Origin of the sequence: Bartonella sp. B1099, from assembly GCF_944801835.1 — a bacterium.
Classification (GTDB): domain Bacteria; phylum Pseudomonadota; class Alphaproteobacteria; order Rhizobiales; family Rhizobiaceae; genus Bartonella.
Map to the genome: position 1 here is coordinate 1,081,009 of NZ_CALYLN010000001.1, position 18,001 is coordinate 1,099,009.

The 18,001-nt window shown below is 37.9% G+C and carries 23 protein-coding genes, 1 tRNA gene and 1 pseudogene; 11 read left to right on the top strand and 14 right to left on the bottom strand.

From position 1 onward, the window contains the following. Position 1 precedes the first annotated feature (1 nt). Together NNJ73_RS04570 and NNJ73_RS04575 are read right to left on the bottom strand one after the other, a co-directional pair. Entirely contained in the window at positions 2-397 is a 396-nt protein-coding gene (locus NNJ73_RS04570) for a hypothetical protein (RefSeq protein ID WP_254492912.1), read from the bottom strand. Between the two features lie 54 nt (positions 398-451). Continuing rightward, on the bottom strand, positions 452-703 hold the full coding sequence (locus NNJ73_RS04575; RefSeq protein ID WP_254492913.1) for a helix-turn-helix transcriptional regulator: 252 nt from the start codon (positions 701-703) through the stop codon (positions 452-454). 109 nt (positions 704-812) lie between these two features. Here NNJ73_RS04575 and NNJ73_RS04580 point away from each other — a divergent pair, with 109 nt between their 5' ends. The 10 genes and pseudogenes from NNJ73_RS04580 (at position 813) to NNJ73_RS04625 (ending at position 6,373) form a co-directional block, all read left to right on the top strand. Then, positions 813-1,430 carry an XRE family transcriptional regulator gene (locus NNJ73_RS04580; RefSeq protein ID WP_142417232.1) on the top strand — a complete coding sequence of 206 codons (618 nt, stop codon included), beginning with the start codon at positions 813-815 and terminating at the stop codon, positions 1,428-1,430. Between the two features lie 176 nt (positions 1,431-1,606). Further along, complete coding sequence (locus NNJ73_RS04585; RefSeq protein WP_254475240.1) at positions 1,607-1,990, top strand: hypothetical protein; 384 nt, start codon at positions 1,607-1,609, stop codon at positions 1,988-1,990. A gap of 55 nt (positions 1,991-2,045) precedes the next feature. Beyond that, positions 2,046-2,474, top strand: coding sequence for an antA/AntB antirepressor family protein (locus NNJ73_RS04590; RefSeq protein WP_254492914.1), 429 nt, complete (start codon positions 2,046-2,048; stop codon positions 2,472-2,474). Continuing rightward, positions 2,467-3,195 (top strand): annotated as a pseudogene (locus NNJ73_RS04595) (Rha family transcriptional regulator). Before NNJ73_RS04590 ends, NNJ73_RS04595 begins: the two are co-directional and overlap by 8 nt. Before the next feature lie 12 nt (positions 3,196-3,207). Next, entirely contained in the window at positions 3,208-3,525 is a 318-nt protein-coding gene (locus NNJ73_RS04600; protein WP_254475234.1) for a hypothetical protein, read from the top strand. Between the two features lie 10 nt (positions 3,526-3,535). Further along, the gene (locus NNJ73_RS04605; protein ID WP_254492915.1) at positions 3,536-4,105 is read left to right on the top strand and encodes a hypothetical protein; all 570 of its coding nucleotides are present in this window, start codon (positions 3,536-3,538) and stop codon (positions 4,103-4,105) included. A 97-nt stretch (positions 4,106-4,202) separates the two neighbouring features. Further along, on the top strand, positions 4,203-4,934 hold the full coding sequence (locus tag NNJ73_RS04610) for an ERF family protein (RefSeq protein WP_254493177.1): 732 nt from the start codon (positions 4,203-4,205) through the stop codon (positions 4,932-4,934). A 1-nt stretch (position 4,935) separates the two neighbouring features. Then, the gene (locus NNJ73_RS04615) at positions 4,936-5,559 is read left to right on the top strand and encodes a lambda exonuclease family protein (protein WP_254492916.1); all 624 of its coding nucleotides are present in this window, start codon (positions 4,936-4,938) and stop codon (positions 5,557-5,559) included. 59 nt (positions 5,560-5,618) lie between these two features. Then, positions 5,619-6,083, top strand: a complete 465-nt coding sequence (locus tag NNJ73_RS04620) for a DUF488 family protein (protein ID WP_254492917.1) — start codon at positions 5,619-5,621, stop codon at positions 6,081-6,083. Positions 6,084-6,169: 86 nt separating this feature from the next. Continuing rightward, on the top strand, positions 6,170-6,373 hold the full coding sequence (locus tag NNJ73_RS04625) for an AlpA family transcriptional regulator (protein WP_254492918.1): 204 nt from the start codon (positions 6,170-6,172) through the stop codon (positions 6,371-6,373). 98 nt (positions 6,374-6,471) lie between these two features. On the opposite strand, the gene NNJ73_RS04630 is transcribed toward NNJ73_RS04625, so the two are convergent. The 8 genes from NNJ73_RS04630 to rpmH all read right to left on the bottom strand — a co-directional run bounded on the left by NNJ73_RS04630 (position 6,472) and on the right by rpmH (position 13,300). Next, positions 6,472-6,556 (bottom strand) — tRNA-Leu (locus NNJ73_RS04630). Positions 6,557-6,670: 114 nt separating this feature from the next. Then, entirely contained in the window at positions 6,671-7,291 is a 621-nt protein-coding gene (locus tag NNJ73_RS04635; protein ID WP_254492919.1) for a 2,3-bisphosphoglycerate-dependent phosphoglycerate mutase, read from the bottom strand. A 28-nt stretch (positions 7,292-7,319) separates the two neighbouring features. Next, on the bottom strand, positions 7,320-8,132 hold the full coding sequence (gene dapB, locus NNJ73_RS04640; RefSeq protein ID WP_254492920.1) for a 4-hydroxy-tetrahydrodipicolinate reductase: 813 nt from the start codon (positions 8,130-8,132) through the stop codon (positions 7,320-7,322). Positions 8,133-9,345: 1,213 nt separating this feature from the next. Beyond that, positions 9,346-10,038 carry a glutathione S-transferase family protein gene (locus tag NNJ73_RS04645; RefSeq protein WP_254492921.1) on the bottom strand — a complete coding sequence of 231 codons (693 nt, stop codon included), beginning with the start codon at positions 10,036-10,038 and terminating at the stop codon, positions 9,346-9,348. A gap of 140 nt (positions 10,039-10,178) precedes the next feature. Then, a complete protein-coding gene (gene yihA, locus NNJ73_RS04650; RefSeq protein WP_254492922.1) occupies positions 10,179-10,823 on the bottom strand; it encodes a ribosome biogenesis GTP-binding protein YihA/YsxC in 645 nt (214 codons plus the stop codon). Further along, entirely contained in the window at positions 10,820-12,664 is a 1,845-nt protein-coding gene (yidC, locus tag NNJ73_RS04655) for a membrane protein insertase YidC (RefSeq protein ID WP_254492923.1), read from the bottom strand. The genes yihA and yidC overlap by 4 nt, the downstream gene beginning before the upstream one ends. After that, positions 12,654-13,046, bottom strand: coding sequence for a ribonuclease P protein component (gene rnpA, locus NNJ73_RS04660; RefSeq protein ID WP_254492924.1), 393 nt, complete (start codon positions 13,044-13,046; stop codon positions 12,654-12,656). The genes yidC and rnpA overlap by 11 nt, the downstream gene beginning before the upstream one ends. A gap of 119 nt (positions 13,047-13,165) precedes the next feature. Next, on the bottom strand, positions 13,166-13,300 hold the full coding sequence (rpmH, locus tag NNJ73_RS04665; protein WP_005864709.1) for a 50S ribosomal protein L34: 135 nt from the start codon (positions 13,298-13,300) through the stop codon (positions 13,166-13,168). A gap of 593 nt (positions 13,301-13,893) precedes the next feature. Here rpmH and NNJ73_RS04670 point away from each other — a divergent pair. Beyond that, complete coding sequence (locus NNJ73_RS04670) at positions 13,894-14,955, top strand: Mrp/NBP35 family ATP-binding protein (protein ID WP_254492925.1); 1,062 nt, start codon at positions 13,894-13,896, stop codon at positions 14,953-14,955. A 364-nt stretch (positions 14,956-15,319) separates the two neighbouring features. On the opposite strand, the gene NNJ73_RS04675 is transcribed toward NNJ73_RS04670, so the two are convergent. The 4 genes from NNJ73_RS04675 to rsmI all read right to left on the bottom strand — a co-directional run bounded on the left by NNJ73_RS04675 (position 15,320) and on the right by rsmI (position 17,779). Next, positions 15,320-16,111 (bottom strand): pyrroline-5-carboxylate reductase, encoded by a 792-nt coding sequence (locus tag NNJ73_RS04675; RefSeq protein WP_254492926.1) that lies wholly within the window; start codon positions 16,109-16,111, stop codon positions 15,320-15,322. 55 nt (positions 16,112-16,166) lie between these two features. Then, positions 16,167-16,412 carry a hypothetical protein gene (locus NNJ73_RS04680; protein WP_005773112.1) on the bottom strand — a complete coding sequence of 82 codons (246 nt, stop codon included), beginning with the start codon at positions 16,410-16,412 and terminating at the stop codon, positions 16,167-16,169. Positions 16,413-16,515: 103 nt separating this feature from the next. Further along, positions 16,516-16,884 carry a YraN family protein gene (locus NNJ73_RS04685; protein ID WP_254493215.1) on the bottom strand — a complete coding sequence of 123 codons (369 nt, stop codon included), beginning with the start codon at positions 16,882-16,884 and terminating at the stop codon, positions 16,516-16,518. Positions 16,885-16,888: 4 nt separating this feature from the next. Beyond that, a complete protein-coding gene (gene rsmI / locus NNJ73_RS04690) occupies positions 16,889-17,779 on the bottom strand; it encodes a 16S rRNA (cytidine(1402)-2'-O)-methyltransferase (protein ID WP_254492927.1) in 891 nt (296 codons plus the stop codon). Between the last annotated feature and the right edge of the window lie 222 nt (positions 17,780-18,001).

Consider the following 18,001-nt stretch of genomic DNA (forward strand, 5'->3'; position numbering starts at 1 on the left):
CTCAACTCAGACACACACTGCACGCATCACTTATTAATTTGATTTCTTCTTTTCTTTTTTCGATGAGGTCATCCCTTAAAAGATCAAGATTACTTTCGACTAAAGCTGTAAACAAAAGCAGCTCATTTAAGCGATAAAAAGATGACAACTCTTGAGAAAAATGATTATCAAACCAAGCTGTAAAAATTTGCGTAAAGACAGATGAAAACCATTGTTTAAAATCATCGTACGGCAATAACGGAAAATAATTTCTATCATCACTCTCAAAAATATTTTGTAGTATATAGACAAGATAACATGTTGATGAGTGATCTATGCCACTTTCACATGTACGATTAGGCGAGCGGACACCATAATATATGTCTTCATGTCCAATCTTATTAACAAGATCAATCAACTGAACTTTGCTTATAGTGATTTGTGGGACATCTATCGTCTTTGATCTTTCTTCTTAAGAGTGTGAATGGTGCTGCTGGTGCTCGTTATTATCTGTAGAAGCAGGTGTGAAAGCAGGCATAGAGCTAGAACTGTTCTTCAATTGTTGCAATTTTAGGTAATTTATTACAGAGATAGATCCTCTTGTTTCCCATTTGCAAACAGCTGCCTGAGTTACACCAAGCACTTTAGCCATTTCTGATTGTGTCCAATTAAATTTGCCTCGTATTGACTTAGTCAAATTCTTAAAATCTTCTCGTTGATCCATTTAAAAGCTCCAATTACAGCTTTGTCTTATTTTATTCATATAATTATAGTTATATAAAGTCAAGGAAATTTATCTTTATCAACGATAAAAAAATAAGGTAGACAAAAGTATGAGTAATAAATCTAACATCATAAGCACGTTAAAAAAGATTTTAACTGAATTTAACTTAACGCAAGAAGATGTAGCCAAGCGGCTAAACGTAACGCAAGCTTCAGTGTCTAAGTGGTTAAAAGATTCTGATCCGCGTGGTTCTAATCGAGACGCCATTTTAGAGTTATATAAAGAACTAACAGGCGACAATCACTTAACGACTTTTGTTCCTCTTATGGGGTATATCGGAGCAGGAACACAGATAGATCCAAGCTTTGAACAAATTCCAGAAGATGGTCTTGAACAAGTAGAAATCCCGTTTGCTTTACCTGATGATATGGTTGCTTTTGAAGTTAAAGGCGATTCTATGCTTCCTGCATACAAAGATGGGGATATGGTTATTGTAAGACGGCGCCAAATCAAAACAGTAGAATCCTTCTTTGGCAAAGAAGCCGTTATTCTCACGCATGATAATAAAAGATATATAAAACAGATTAGCAGAGGGATAAATGGAGAGATAGATTTGCTTTCTTGGAATGCACTCCCCATTAAAAATGTTAAAATTGCATGGATTGGAGAAATCTTTGCTATCTTACCAACGAATTCTTACAGTAAACCGATTCGGTCTTATCGCTAATTATCATCTATATTAAAAAACATTTTTCTCTTCTTATTTTACAAGATGTTATAATATTTTTTATAAAAAAATATAACTTTTTATAATTTTTCTCTTGCTATTTTATAATTATAGTTATATAAATATATTATAAATTAACACAAACAATCGCTATTAGGCGTTAGGGAGGGGAAATTATGGAAAAGCCAATTCTCATAAATTCTAATGAAATTCTCTTAGTTCATTTAGTTTACTTCGATAGAGATGAACACATTGCAGAATCTGGACCGCTTGATGCAAGTCAAATTCTAAGCATTGTTAATGGGGTAGATGATGTTATCCAAATCTTTCGTATAAATCCTTCTGAAAAGAGTTGTGAAGATATCTCTGAAGAGATTGCAGACGCATATGTAGAAAAAAATATCGACCATCTCCATGAGGAGAGTGTGGTTCATTACTTTGTACGCGAAAGTGATACTTACAATGACCTTTTAGATGATTTAGCAAAAGAAAGATATAATGATGAGGTCTACGGTACTTATGAACAACAGCACCGTTTGCGTCCTTGTGATGTGCTTTAAAATTCTGAAGGGCGTTTCTAAAAGCCCCCCCTTTTCCCATCATATGAGGTACGTAATGAAAAATTTTATCCCTACTCATAATATCATAATTAAACAAAAAACCATTCAAACTGTTAGCGCTCGTGACTTGCATGCATTTTTGGAAGTCAAAGCCGAGTTTAGAAAATGGATAGCAAACTGTATTAAAGATTTTTCTTTTCGAGAAGATATCGATTTTGTCACATCTACTAAAAAATTACCATCACGGGGTGGTCCTTCTAAAGATTATGCTCTCACTTTAAACGCAGCAAAACACATTGCCATTTGTGAACCTAATCTCAAAGGTAAACAAGTACGTCAATATTTTTTGGAATGTGAAAAAAAAGCAAAAGCAACAATCGATTATTCAAAACCTGAAACATTAGAAGAAATCTTAAGACATCTCAAACAGCAAATTAAGCACAATGAAAATGTTCTCACAACGAATGGAGTGAAGCATGCATAATCTTATGACAGTAGAAGAAAACAATTTTAATAACCAAACCATTCAAACTATGTCCAGTCGTGAAATTGCTGAACTATGTAGTAAACAACACGCACACATTATGCGCGATATTAGGCAAATGTTAGGGGAATTATACCCTGAAGAGGGTTAATCCAAATTTGGATCCACCTATTTAGACAAACAAGGCAAGCCCCAAAACTGCTACCATCTACCCAAACGTGAGTGCCTCATCTTAGTTTCGGGTTACAGCATGACATTACGTGCTAAGATTATAGACCGTTGGCAAGAATTGGAAAAACAAGTGGTAGCACCACAAATCGACTATTCAAGTCCAAAAGCTATGATTGGCTTTTTGAATTACCTCCAAGGGCAAATAGATCAAAAAGACAGCATTATTGAAGATTTAACACCAAAAGCCATGGCACTTGAAAGTTTACAGCGCCATGATGGGCTCTTTGGTCTTACAGAAGCGGCTAAAATACTCGAGATGCAACCAAAACAATTCATTCAATTTTTACAGCAAAAAGGTTGGATTTACAGACGTGCAGCAGGGGGAAATTTACTCCCTTATCAAGACAAAATCCAAAAGCAACTGATGGATTGTCCAACCATTACACTTCAAACCGCCAGTGGAATAGAAAAAGTCATTCCTTGCGCAAAAATTACCACAAAAGGCATGGGGCTGCTGTCTCAAGAGCTTAAAAGACAAAGCATGCATTAAGAGGAGGTTATCATGATAAAAAAGAAATATAAACTCACTGATGAAACAATCAAAGTTGATGGAACAACGCTTTATCGCATACGCGCCTTAAAAGATTTTGATGATGTCAAAGAAGGCGACCTTGGAGGCTTTGTCGAGAGTGAATGGAATCTTAGCCATGATGATAATTGCTGGGTTGGAGGCAATGCTTGTATTTATCAAAATGCATATATCTCTGAAAATGCGAAGGTTTATGATGATGCCGAAGTTTATAATAACGCAAAAGTTCGTGGTAATGCCATAGTAGCCGGCGAGACAGAATTTTATGGAAGTGACGCTATTTTAAGGTAGGGCGAAAATCATGCAAAAAAAATATGAACTGACTGATGAAATAAAAGAATTTTATGATGCAAGAACCGATAAAAGTAAAAAACTTTATCGCATACGTGCATTAAGAGATTTTAGAAATATTAAAAAAGGTTACTTAGGCGGCTATATACAAAAAGAAGACAACCTATCGCATGAAGGCGATTGTTGGGTTTGGCATAAAGCTATGGTTTATGGTGACGCTAAGATTTTCGGCAATGCACAAGTATTTGAACGCGCAAAAATTACAGGCAGGGCGCGTGTTTATGAAAATGCAAAAGTTTGCGGTGAAGCATATGTTGAATATGATGCGCAAATTTACGGCAATGCACAAATTTATGGTGAGGCTCGAGTTTTGGGCCATGTTTATGGCAATGCCCGTGTCTATGGAGATGCTTATATAAGTGATAAAGTACACATTTTCGGAAATATGAAAATTCTAGATGGAGTATATATTTTCGATAATGTAAATATTTCTGGTAATCTTGAAATTCGTGGACGCAATTCAATCATCTGCGAAAGTGACTATTCAGCAAGCGATATAAGCTACATAAGCCGTTTCTAGCAATAAAAACAAAGATTTTAACACATGCGTGATTCACGCCACGGGTGAGTTGCGCTTTAATGGAGGAAATCAAGATGAGAGAACTAAGTACCACACAGTGGAAAAAACAAACGCTTGTGAAACCAACTCTACAGCTATGGAGCTTATTTTAGAAAGAGCTTTACAAAGTGATGTCGATCTGGAGCGTCTCAAGAGCCTTCTTGAATTGCGAGAAAAGGAGATAGAACGACAAGAGCGCCAGGACTTTGTCCGTGATCTTTCTGCTATGCAAATGGAATATAAAAACATCGAACAAAATGCCCTTAATACACATACTAAAAGTATCTATACAACACTTGATAAATATATTGATGCAATCAAGGAAACTCTTGCAAAACACCACTTTGCCTTGTTTTCTCAGATCAAAGCACAGAACTCAAACGGTATAACCGTAGAAATGACTTTAACACATAAATCAGGGAATAAAATATCAACAGAAGGAACATTTCCCTTTGACACTACAGGGAGCAAAAACAGCATACAAGCGGTTGGCTCTACAATTACCTATGCACGAAGATACCTGCTAGGCATGCTTCTTAATGTAGCAAGAAAAGAAGACGATACAGATGGAGCCACAATTCTTGCTGGTATCTCTTCTGAACAGATGAATGAAATCAAAGAATTAATGGAACAGACACAAGCAAAGGAAAGCGATATTATTTCTTTCATAGGAGTAAAAACCCTAACACAGATGTCTTATAAACAAGCACAAACCGTTTTGTTTGCTTTGAAAAAAAAGAAACGCTCTCAAATGAATAAAGCACAACAAGAGCAACAAAAGGCGGTGTAAAATGGAACAAAGAACAGCAGAATGGTTTCAAGCCCGTTTAGGTAAAGTCACCGCTTCAAACGTTTATAACGTACTCAGTAAAACAGCCAAGGGAATACCTACAAGCAAATATGAAGACTACAAAATAAAACTTATGACAGAGCGATTAACAGAGGAAATAAGCCAATCTTATATAACACCCGCTATGCAATGGGGCATTGAACATGAAGAAGATGCCTTGAGAGAATATGCCTTTATTTATGATACAGAGGTCACAGGGTGCGGTTTCATTCAACATCCCACAATCCCAATGGCTGGTGCAAGTCCTGATGGATTTGTTGGTGAAGACGGTTTAGTAGAGGTTAAATGCCCGCAACCACCAAACCATCTACGCTTCTTTATAGATAGTAATATCAAGCCTGAATATCACGCGCAAATGCAATTCCAAATGGCTTGTACGGGACGTCAATGGTGTGATTTTATCAGTTATGATCCGCGTTTTGTAGGCAGATCATCTGATTTTCGTATGAAAATCAAGCGCATTCACCGTGATGAAGAACAAATCGAACAGATTAATCAAGCGGTCGAAAATTTTTTAGCAGAAATAGAACAAGAGATGCAAAAGATTTTGACAAAAGCCGCTTGATGTTATGGGGGTGCTCTCTCCTCCCAGCACCCCCACCCATTTATGTAAGGAAATTAAACGTGTGTAATACCAAAGATGAGAAGCCTTGTTTTTTTACCATTGGTTATGAAGGAAAATCACTAGACCATTATCTGAATTGCCTCATAGAAAACAATGTTAAAATTTTGTGTGATGTTCGTAAAAATCCAATAAGCAGAAAACATGGATTTTCAAAAAGACAATTAGAGAAAGCTGTAAATGACATTGGCATTGAATATATGCACATGCCTGAACTTGGAATTTCCTCTGAAAAAAGGCGCAATCTGAAAACACGAGAAGATTATGAATATCTTTTTGAAGATTATAAAAATACAACTCTTAAGAATAATCTTCATGCAATAGAAAAATTATACCAGATTTTTTTAGATAAAAAACGTGTTGCAATTACTTGCTTTGAAGCAGATGTGTGCATGTGTCATAGGGAAGAAATTACCAAGGTTCTTACACAACTCAAAGATTGGAAATATGAAATTAAACACATCTAACAAATAAATTTGCAAATTTAAAATACAGAGGTGTTTCTTAACAGCCCACTTATTTACATAACATAAAAAGATAGAAAGGCAATGAGATGATATTTGATGATGGCAATAGATATGTAACAACCCGTGAATGTGCAGAGCTTTTTAGTGTATCGACAACAACGATTCGCAATTGGGTGCTTCAAGGGGTATTTCCAGAGCCATATAAGCTAGGGAGAGCAGTAAGGTGGAGAAAAAAAGAGATTTTAGCCTTTACTCCAAAGAAAAATACGGAACAAATAACAACAAATTAGGTAAAACTGTATAAATCGTAGAAGGTGGACTGAAAGGTGGGCTAAAAACAGAGAATTAAAGAGAAATCTATATATTTCAATGCGCTAAAAGCAAAAAATGGTGCCCGGAAGAGGACTCGAACCTCCACGCCTTGCGGCACAGGTACCTGAAACCTGCGCGTCTACCAATTCCGCCATCTGGGCTTATAAAAATCATCTAAGCGTGTGAAGCAATTCTGTCAATAAAATTATAGAATTTATTTTCTCTGTTTAAAATGATTGAATTAAACTTTTGAAGGGCATCATGGTTCTGAAAGTTTAAAGTGTGATGATTGTCTTTGATGCAATGGTTGAATCGGAATTAAAAGTGTAAAGAATAGGAATGCCGGTCGCTAATTCTTGAGATATAATTTCCTCGCTGGTGAGACCTTCAAGCGCCATAATAAGAGCACGAAGAGAATTCCCATGCGCTGCGATCAAAACAGTTTGAGAGCGCAAAATATGAGGCTGGATATGATAAAGATAATAAGGCCAAATGCGTGCACCGGTATCGCGTAGACTTTCTCCATTCGGGGGGGCAATCGTATAGGAGCGGCGCCACATTTGCACTTGCTCTTGCCCCCATTGTTGGCGCACTTCATCTTTATTTAAACCAGAAAGATCTCCATAGTTACGTTCATTCAATGCGGAGCTTTTGATTATTTCCAAATTTGATTGTCCCATTTGCTCTAAAATGTGCTGCGCTGTTTTTTGGGCTCGCTGTAAAGCAGATGTATACGCTATATTAAACTTCAAACCAGATTCGTTCAGTTTTTTTCCTGCTGCTATCGCTTCGGCATGACCTTTTTCCGTTAAATCAGGGTCTTTCCAACCCGTAAAAAGGTTTTTGAGATTCCATTCGCTTTGTCCGTGACGGATGAGTACAAGTGTGCGTCCCATTCTGAATTGCCTCTATTTTATTGATTGTTTAAAATTCATCGTTTAATCCCAAAACATCGAGCATTGAATAAAGGCCATTTCCATGGTTTTTTGCCCATAAAGCTGCTTTTAATGCACCATTAGCAAAGATGGAGCGTTCTTGCGCTGTATGGGAGAGAACAATGCGCTCATGGGAACCGGCAAAAATGACACTGTGTTCGCCAACAACTGTTCCGCCCCGTGAACAAGAAAAGCCAATGGAGCCTTTTTCGCGCTTCCCTGTATGGCCATTGCGTTCGTTGATACGGACATTTTGCAGCATAACATGACGTCCTTCAGCTGCTGCTTGCCCAAGAAGAAGAGCTGTTCCAGAAGGGGCGTCAACTTTGTTCGCGTGATGCATTTCATAAATTTCGATATCAAAATCATTGGCTTCTAATGCTTTGGCTGCTTTCTTTACAAGGTTGGCTAAAAGATTTATTCCAAGGCTCATATTTCCAGATTTGACAATTGTTGTATGTTTTGCAAACTCTGCAATTTTTTTTTCTTCTGTTTTGCTAAATCCTGTGGTGCCAATAATGTGGACAAGTTTTCTTTGAGCAGCATAGTGAGCATAAAGAATACTGGCTTGGGGTTGTGAAAAATCTACAATCCCTTCTGTGTTTGAAAAAGCCTTTTCGAGATCATCTGTGATGCACACCCCAAGAGAATCTGAATCGATTAAGGTACTGGCATCTTTTCCTACAAAAGGTGAGCCTTTGCGTACAAGAACAGCACAAAGCTCTACATCTTTCCTCTGTCGGATTGCTGTAATGAGCTCACGTCCCATTCTTCCATTTGCACCAACAACTGTAAGGCGCATTTTTATCTCCTTATGATGCTTTACTGCCCCGTAGTATGGCAAATTCTTGCCTTCTTTCCAACGGTTCTTTTTCTTTATAGAAAAAAATTTTTTTCTGCTTTAATTTATCCTTTTGTACTGTAAAATTCTATCGTTTAGGGGAAGTGGGATAAGATTTACAAGTTTACAGAGAGATGTTTTTTGTTCAAGTGTGTGATGGATAGGGTGCGGTTTGCTTGAAAAGTCTAATAGGGGCTTATTCATTACTTGACGTTTTTATTTCTCTCGTTCTTTAATGGGGCGCGTCCTTCATATAAAATAAACACCTTAAATAAAATACACTTAACTGATGCGTTCGTCTTAAAGAAATATGTTTCAATGCTCTTAAAGCTCGTTTTATGATGGTGCGCTTGAAGGGTATAACGAGAAAATCTCCATGAATAATATAAAATCTATTCTGTACGGTTACTTTTCATAAAAGCGCAAATTAGTACTCTCATACGCTTTGCTCGCTTTTGGATCTTGGAATGATTCATAGGTATTTTTATTATTTTCTTATGCAATTTTTCGCGCCCCAAGCCACCTTATGACGCCTAAGAAAGAGATTTAAAGTGGAGAAGATCATGCCTGAAAAGTATTTAAAATTCATGATCCAATTTTAAAATTTATCATTTTAAATCAATATGTTATTTATGAATAAAACACATAAAAAAAAGGAGGAAGAAATAGGAAGATGTCTGAGAAGTTGGATTGTTCACACACGGGCGTTGATCGGATTCTTTATTTTTTAGAGAGGCCAGTTGAAAAAATTGTTATTTTGTAAAAACGCATCATGATGGTACTTTTTTATTAAGAGCAAATGGTGTGCATATTATACACTGCGTTTTTTCATAGATTGGGAAGAATGGAGGGGAACTATGCATTAAGCATTGTTATTTTATTTGGCTTCGCTTTCTAATGGTGCTGCAGCTCTTGTCTTGAAAGAGAGACTTTAAAACCCTTTGTTAAATATCTTCTCTATAATTGGTCTTTTTGTGGATATAGCAAAAAATAATTTTGGGGGTGCAGGATAAGAGGGCTTGAAATAAAAGATTATGATGGATTCTTATTTTTTGTTCAATAGGATTATGAATCAATCTATTCTTGTATTATTTATAGGCAGGCATAAAAATTTATAAACGGAGAAGTCTTCTTTAGGTAAAATATCACTTTTACTTGTGTTTGTGAGAGGAGATTAGAAATCAAGATCAGCATAGTGAGTACTTGCAACAATTCCTCGAACACGATCTGTTAAAAGAGAACGAAAAGAAGGTCGTGATTTAATCCGCATATACCAGTCTTTGGCAGCGGGGGATTGTTCCCAGTCAATTTCCCCTAGAAAGTCAAGGACAGAAACAGCGGCGGCGGCGGCTAGGTCAGCATAAGATAAGGAAGAACCCACTAAACTATCGCGAGAGGCACAGAGCCAATTGAGATAGTTCATATGGGGTGGGATATTGGCGCGTGCATTGCGTAAAATTTGTGAATTGGGAGCGCCACCGCCAATGGCGAGGGGCATTTCACGTTTATGAATCCGTTCTCGTACAATATGACGTGTTACTTCATTTTCAAATTTATTTAAAAACCAGTCATTGAGGCGGCGGACTTCCGCACGATCTAAAGGATTTTCCGGAAAGAGTTTATTTTCTTGTCGCAAACTTCCATGGGTCTCATCTAAATATTCACAGATAACAAAGGGACCTGATAAGGGAACCTCGTGTTCATCGAGAAAAACAGGAACATGACCAGCGGGATTGAGAGCGAGAAATTCGTGTCTTCTCGCCCATTCATATTCTTCAATCAGTTGAGTGGCTACACCATATTCCCCAAGAATGAGGCGTATGAAGCGCGAAGCGGTGGAGAGGGGAGAGTGAAAAAGTGTCAGCATAATTTACACAATTAAATAGAGTGGATAAGAATTCTTTCAAGTCATCCTTTTTTATAAAGGTGCTTGATGAGAAGTACAAGATCATTAGCAGCTGCTGGCAATTATGCTTAATAAATTGTTAATAATATGAATGCTTTCTCTTATGCAATGGTTTGCAAAATGACAGCACGTAATTCTTCCAAACCGTATACTTTTTCTGAAGAGGTTGCAAGGATCTTAGGATACGCTGCTGGGCGTTTAAGAAGTTTTGTTTGTGTGGTCATCATTAATTTTTCTAAAGCGTTTGATTTGATTTTATCGCTTTTTGTCAAAACAATTTGGTAAGAAACGGCTGCCTTATCAAGGAGTGCAAGAACGTCTTCATCATTATTTTTGATTCCGTGTCGTGAATCAATCAAGAGATATACACGCTTTAGTGTTGTGCGTCCCCGTAAATAGCTAAAAATCAAATTTGTCCAAGCATCAACCAGATTTTTAGGTGCAGCAGCAAAACCATAACCTGGCATATCTACCAATGCAAAAGGGGGAAGGTCTCCTTGTTGTCCACTGAAGCCATCGGGGACAAAATAATTCAGCTCTTGTGTGCGTCCTGGTGTATTTGAGGTTCGTGCTAAGCCTTTTTGCTGGACAAGTGCGTTGATTAAAGAGGATTTTCCAACATTGGAACGCCCCGCAAATGCGATTTCTGGTGGCCCTTCAGGGGGGAGAAAGCGTATTGCGGGGACACCACGAATAAAAACCCAATTGCGCGAAAAAATTCCAGAAAGGGAAGAATCTCTTGTCATTCTTGCACTTCTTTTTTGGGTGATTTTCTCCACATGGCTCTCAAATTGTCAAAAAGCTCAATTTTAACTCCTTGGCGCTTCATCATGATACCTTGCTGAATGATTGACAATATATTGTTCCATGCCCAATAAATGACAAGACCAACAGGGAAAGAGGCGAGCATAAAAGTAAAGACAACAGGCATCCATGTGAAAATCATTGCTTGGGTTTGATCTTGAGGAGCGGGATTCATCCGCATCTGTAAAAACATCGTTATTCCCATAATCAAAGGCCATGCACCAATCATCAGAAATGCTGGCGTTGTATAGGGCAAGAGACCAAACAAGTTGAAAAGAGACGTTGGATCAGGGGCTGCTAAATCTTGAATCCAGCCAAAGAAAGGAGCATGGCGCATTTCAATGGTGATATAGAGAACTTTATAAAGAGCAAAGAATATTGGAAATTGAACCAACATCGGCCAACAACCGGCAAGGGGATTAATTTTTTCGGTTTTATACAGTTCTATGATTGCTTGCTGTTGTTTGTTCCGGTCATCAGGATATTTTTCTTTTATTTCTAGCAACCGCGGTTGTAGAAGCTTCATGCGCGCCATAGATTTATAAGATTTATTGGCGAGAGGGAAAAGAAGTGTTTTTAAGAGCACTGTAACCAGAAGGATGGCAATACCAAAATTTCCTGTTTGCTTATAAAGAATGTCAATGAGGGCAAACATGGGTTTTGTGATGAAATCAAACCAACCCCAATCAATTAAGAGAGCAAACTTGTTGATTTTTAGGTCATTTTGATAGTGATTAATGATTTCAACTTGTTTTGCACCAGCAAAAAGACGATTTGTAACGGTTTTTGTTTCATTGGGGGCAATCGTTAAAGGCGATCCTAGCAAGTCAGATTGATAATGCGTTTGCAAACGATCAAAATAAATAAAACGGCTTGTATATTCTTTATCTTGCGGAGGAATAACTGCTACAGCCCAATATTTATCGGTAATACCAATCCAGCCTCCTGTCACTTTGGAAAAAGTCATGCTCTTTTGTCCATTATCAGGATTTGGATCAAGTTCTGCTAAGGTTTTATATTTTTCAGTTTTGAGCGAATCCCCTGCAATACCGATCATCCCCTCATGAAGCAAATAGGTTGCATTGGTATGTTCTGGTGGTGCAGCACGTGCAACGCGGGCATAGGAGGAGAGATAGATCGGTTGATCACTTTCATTACTGATAGAATCCTCAATGGTAAACATGTAATGATCATCAACAGAAAGAGTACGGCGGAAGATTTGTCCCTGTCCATTATTATAAATTAAAGTGATGGGTGTTGAAGGGGTCAGGGTTGTATTGTTTCCCTCTATTTGCCACTGTGTATCGGGTTGTGGCAAGGCTTTTGCTGGCAAAGATGCACTTGCAAAACCAAATTCAGCAAGATAGGTTGTTTTGAACCCTTTAGGATTCAGCAAATCGATTTCCGGTGATTTTTTATCGACGGTTATACGATATCTCTTGAGGTAAAGATCATCAAATTGTGCACCAACAAGATTAATAGAGCCTTCCAATTCATCTGTTTTGATCGCGACACGCTCTGTTTTGGCTAATACAGCTTTCCGGATTTCAGGAGTCATTGGGTGTTCGATGATCGATGTTGCTTGATGTGTTGAGGGATCGTCAGAAGAATTCGTCGTGGTCGTAGAAAGGGCTGACTGTTGTTTTGACAATTGCTGTTGTTGCGCGATAACTTGTTGTTTTTGTAACTTTGCTTGTTTGGGAGCAACATGAAGAAACTGCCATGCGATGAGCACTACGAAAGATAAGCCAATAGCGATAAAGAAATTGCGGTTATATTCCATTCGTATTCCCTTGTTGTCGTTGCTGATGTTTTGTTTTTGGTTTTATTCGCCGATTCAATTCACTAATTAAAGATGTGAAAGGTGCATGTAATGCGTCACGATACGCTACAATGACATAGTCAGTCCCTGCTTCCATGTGATTTGTTACACCAACTCTCACGGCTTCACGCAAGCGCCTTTTGATACGATTACGTTTTACAGCATTACCGTTTTTACGGGTAACAGTGAAGCCTACACGCGCAACAAGAGAAGATTTTCTTTCTGTTGTTTGTTCACGAGATTTAACTTCGAGTAAAAATAAAGGACCACGTCGTTTCTCTCCTGTACGGACAGCCAAAAAGTCTGCTCTTTTGCGAATGCGGCAGGGATGTTTTTTCTTCATAAAAGAACATTTCGCAATTTCACTAAATGCTTGGCTGACCAAACATTAGAGGTTCATAACAAAAGTTTCACAACGAAGAAATAATGAGCAGTCCTCAACGGTTGTGAAAATTTAAAGGGTTAAGCAGAGAGCCGTTTACGTCCACGAGCACGTCTTGCAGCAATAACTTTACGTCCTCCAGCTGTAGCCATGCGTGCACGAAATCCATGGCGGCGTTTACGGACAAGTTTAGAGGGTTGGTACGTACGTTTCATTTATTTAAATACCGCGGAGTGCGGCCCTTCTTAATCTTCGTTTTATGAGCAGTTTTGCGCGTGATGAACAATTTTATCCTATCAGACAGCTGTTAACTCATAAGAAAAAATATAAAAAAAGTCAATCTTAGATTGTTTTTATTACGCTTGAAAAAATATAAAACACCTTATAACTGTTTGTGACACTTTTTTATGATACTTTAAAAATGTCAGAAAATAGCGATTGAGTCTACAGAAAATGAATGACAAGAACGTTAAAGATTTAAAGAAAGCATGACAGATTATTGTATGCTCAATTTAAAAAATACTTTGATATTAAGAATTTTTTTTAAGTTTTGTGTTTTATAAAATCCTTATCAAAATATTCATTAAAGTGTTGGCGCACAAACGTGACTGATAGTCTTTATAATAGCAGATTTTGTGCCTGAGTTTTTTTTATTTAAGGGTGGTTTTGTGTTTTAAAAGAGATAAAATGTAAGTCATTTATACTTTGTAACTCTTAAACTAAAGTAGAAAATGTTCGGTGATGAACCTGTCAGTATTTTTTCGTTCGTATGCTTGTATTTGTTGGTATTTTATAGAGAGGAAAGAGCGTGGATCCTATCACAAGTGAGGCTGTCCGTAACGTATTACGTAAAATCAAAGGACCAGATCTTGAAAGCGATATTGTATCGTTGGGACTTCTTTCAGAAATATTAATTGCTGATGGCAAGGTGTTCTTTTCCATTACAGTTCCTGATGGACGTGTACAAGAATGGGAATCATTGCGCCGTTCTGCTGAGGAGTTGGTGTGTGCTTTGGAGGGGGTCCAATCTGTTGTTGTCACGCTTACAGCAGAAAAAACAATAAAGGGAACGCCTCGACGTAGAGCGAATCTCTTGCCTGTGAAAATGCCCATAGAAGGTGTGCGTCATGTCATGGCTGTTGCTTCTGGAAAAGGAGGGGTGGGAAAATCGACGATGGCGATCAATATCGCCTTGGCTTTACAAAATTCAGGTTTTAAAACAGGGGTGATGGATGCAGATATCTATGGTCCATCTTTGCCACGTTTGACAGGACTTGTTAACCAAAAACCACAGCTCATGGGAGGAAAAAAGATTCAACCTCTTGAAAAATTCGGTCTTAAATTAATGTCAATGGGCTTTTTAGTTGAGGAAGAAAAGCCGGTGGTATGGCGTGGTCCTATGGTTATGGCCGCTGTAACGCAATTGTTACGAGATGTTGTATGGGGACCTTTGGACATTTTAGTCGTCGATATGCCACCGGGTACAGGAGATGCACAACTAACGCTTGCGCAACAGGTACAATTAACCGGTGCGTTGGTTGTTTCTACACCTCAGGATCTTGCTTTAGTTGATGCACGTAAAGCGATAGAAATGTTTATGAAAGTTAATGTTCCTATTTTAGGATTGATTGAGAATATGAGTTATTTTATCGCTCCTGATACAGGAAAACGCTACGATATTTTTGGTCATGGTGGTGCGCGGGGAGAAGCGGAACGTCGAGAGGTTCCTTTCTTAGCAGAAATACCGCTTGATGCAGCTTTACGATTTTCTTCAGATGAGGGAATCCCTATTTTTGTTGCTCAGCCTGATGGCGAGCATACTCAACTGTATCGTACAATTGTTGATCAAATAAAAAATAAACTCTTGTAAATGTATGTTTGTTTAAGAAAGTTTGCTAAAACACAACGATGAAAGACATCAAAATAATTGCTCCTTATAAAAGAAAGAAAAATGGGAAAAGACTTTGTCAGTCTTTTCATTCAAATGTTAAAGGATAAATGATCTTCTTATAAGAAATTTGGTACTATAAAAGTATCTTGAAAATGAGTCAAAAAATTTATTTCTATTCATGTTAATTAAATGGATGGGTTAATTCAAAGAGATAGACATTTAAAAAGTCCGTTTGTTTTGCTCTTGAAAGAGCTATAGCAGGCAATTTTATCAATTCATGTTTACAAAAAGCTAAATGAATCGATCCATAATTCTCTCTTTATTGAGATGAGAAAAATGTTGATCAAGTCTTTTTAGAAGCGTTCATTTTTTGTAAAGTCGCTTCAAGAGCTGTGGTTAAAGCTCTTCTTCCTCCTTGATGAGAAAAATAATTTGACAAAAATTCATTTGTTCCCCCCTTTGTTGAAAACTCTTTTTCAAGCAGTGCAAAATTAAGAGAGGGAGAACGATCCGTTGCTATAATTTTACGCATTTCATCCGTAAGATTTCCAAACATCATGGTAAGAAACTCTGCTGATTGCTGTTTTTTTAACCCTTGGGTTATAAACCATTGATGGGCTGTTTCTATAAAATTAAAATACACCCCCATAAGAGAACCCGCTGTCATAAAAAGATTAAAGTGTTCTTCCTCCTCTAGCACCAAGGTACCGCCCAATGCATCAAATAAACTGCGTAAAAAGGGATGATCAGGATAAATGGGTGTCAAATTTTTGCACTCTGCGACAAATGGTAACGGAACAGCACGATAAACTTTATGGTTGATCCACGCTTCCACTTCTGCTGCTTTTGCCATAGCGAGAACGGAAATAACCAACTGTTCTGGACGAAAACGAAGAGAGCGTAAAACGCCTTCTGCAATTTGGTTGGGTAAACAAAGAAAAACACAATCACTCACATCGAGCAATGCTTGGTTATTTTCTGCAATCATAACCTTATCATAAGTGCGTGAAAGATGCTCTGCTGTTTGTGCATTGCGCGGTGAAACAATAATGGAAGAAACATTAAAGGCGCTTGTCATGAGTCCATCGATTATGCAAGCGCTGATTGTGCCTGTTCCCAAAAAGCCAAGTTTCATTTTTATTCCTCAGTTTTGCATTTTTAAAGGAATCTCAATCAATATTTCAGGTGTTTTAACTAACATAAATGCTAATTGAAGAAGCAACACAGAGCATTGCAAGAATAATCAACCCCAAATAGATTTTTGGTTTGTCAAACAGAACGGCAAAAGCAGAAAACCAACCAACAATAGCTGCGGCTAATGCAAATAAAAAACCTGGTTTATTCATCAGTACAATATGCATTGCCATTAAACCACCAATAATCAGCGCTCCAAAAACAATGAGCAAACCTGTTGCAAATTTTTCATAATCATCCATATTTCGCTCCTTATAGCGCTCAAACGGTTATAGACTTTTTAACGCATATATACATAAAGGAGAAATGTTTTTTATTGAGTATGGTTAAAACGTGGGGCGCTTCTTATTGATCAGAGGTAAAAAATGCGGGGATATGCTGTGGCAAACGCCAAGGTAAAATTGCAATCAAATCAAAGCGTACAGATAAAAGGGCATAATCTTTTTGTCGTGCGAGCCAAATATCGGCGGCTGCCTCAATTCGTCTTTCATTCATACGGGAAACCGCTTCCATTGCTTCCATCAACGTTGAACGTGCTTTAACTTCAACAATTAACACAAGATTTCCGCGTCGTGCAATTAAATCAATTTCCCCACACTTTGTTTTAAAACGCATTTCGGCTATGTGAAATCCTTTAAAACGCAACCACCAAGCGGCCAATTTTTCTGCGCGAATCCCTCGATAAAAAGACTTTTGTCTCTGTTTTTTTTGTATTGTCTTACGCATTTTTTAGAAAAATTAACCGCTGAAAAAGTTCCTGCTTTTTAAACCCGGTCTTTTTTGCAACTAAAGCTGCGGCTTGAGCCGCGGAATGTGTCTGTGCGTGTTCTAATAATATTTCATCAATTTCTTGATCACTTATTACATTTAAAGAAGGCGATGATGACTCTCCAACAAGCACGACAATTTCCCCACGAATTTGTGTCTGTTTTTTATAACTCTCCAACAAACTTCCCAAATTAGAAACGTCTATAGTTTCAAATTTTTTGGTTAATTCACGACAAATGGCGGCAGGTCTATCCGCTGAAAAAAGAGCGACCATATCCTGTAAAGTTTCAACAAGTCGATGCGGTGATTCATAAAAAATCAAAGTCGCTGGAATCTCTTTTAATTGTTCCAATCGTTTTTGACGCTGTGCTTTGCGGGCACTCAAAAAACCTGCAAAGAAAAAGCTATCGGTCGGAAGCCCTGTCGGTATCAGAGCCGCTAAAAGAGCGGAGGCTCCAGGGATCGGAATAATTTTATGACCTCCCTTACGGGCTTCTTCAACTAATCGAAATCCAGGATCAGAGATAAGCGGTGTTCCCGCATCTGAAATAAGCGCTACCGTTTTATTTTCCGCTAAAGCCGCTAAGAGCTTTGGACCTGCTTTTTGCGCATTATATTCATGATAAAGAAAAGCTTTTTTTTGAATACCGTAACGTTGCAACAAAATACGTGTTACCCGCGTATCCTCACACGCTAAAATATCAACACCTGCCAGCACTTGCAAAGCACGAAGCGTAATATCTGCAAGATTTCCAATAGGCGTTGCTACAAGATAAAGCCCTGGTTCTATGATGGGGGCCGAATAAGCATGCGTACCTATAAAATATGCTTTTTCACACATGCTCTTTTCTCTTCATCAAATTTCCCTTACCACAATAAGATTTTTATCCGTACTCATAAGTTATTTTTGCTCACTTTTTACCAGCAGATTTTTATCATTACAACGGCTTATTTGCTCAGTCTTCCTTGATGAAATCGTTGATCACTTCACAAGAGGATAACTTTTTGTATCGTGAAAGAGCTTAATGCATGAAGGTGATTGATAGATTTCTGATTCTTAAGG